A 480-nucleotide genomic window follows, 5' to 3' on the forward strand; every position below is an offset into this window, starting at 1 on the left:
TTGCGCTGCCGGATTGCCGTCCAGGTCGGGTTTGCGGCGCCGCCACCGACGCTCCTGACCGATGTCAGCGCAGGCGCGCCGAGTTCGGCAAGCCTGTCATAACCAAGCGCTTCGATCGCGGCGATGCCTTCGAACATCGCTTTCAGATAGTTGGCGTCATCCGCTGGCCGGGGCGTGAGGCGTGGCGGCAACGCCGGATCGGCGATCGGGAAGCGTTCGCCTGAAGTGCTGAGCGGGTAGTAGTCGAGGCCGGTCGTGGTCTTGGGGTCGATTGCCGCGCTGAGTTCGATGATGCGCGCCAGCGGAAAATGCTGGGCCAGCACCTTGCCGCCGGAATTCGAAGCGCCGCCCGCCAGCCAGGCGTTGCCGAGCCGATGGCTGTAGATGCCGAAGCGAGGCGCCGAGATCGACCGGTCGGACAGGATCTTGATGGTCAGCGACGACCCCAGCGCGGTGACGCCGTCGCCGATGGCCGCCGCG

The 480-nt window shown here is 67.3% G+C and carries 1 protein-coding gene; it reads right to left on the reverse strand.

The annotated features are described in order from the left end of the window. The coding region (locus EN993_RS36670) for an FGGY-family carbohydrate kinase (protein ID WP_245469094.1) at window positions 1-480 on the reverse strand (480 nt) is incomplete at both ends.

The organism is Mesorhizobium sp. M7D.F.Ca.US.004.01.2.1, assembly GCF_003997785.1.
GTDB lineage: Bacteria > Pseudomonadota > Alphaproteobacteria > Rhizobiales > Rhizobiaceae > Mesorhizobium > Mesorhizobium loti.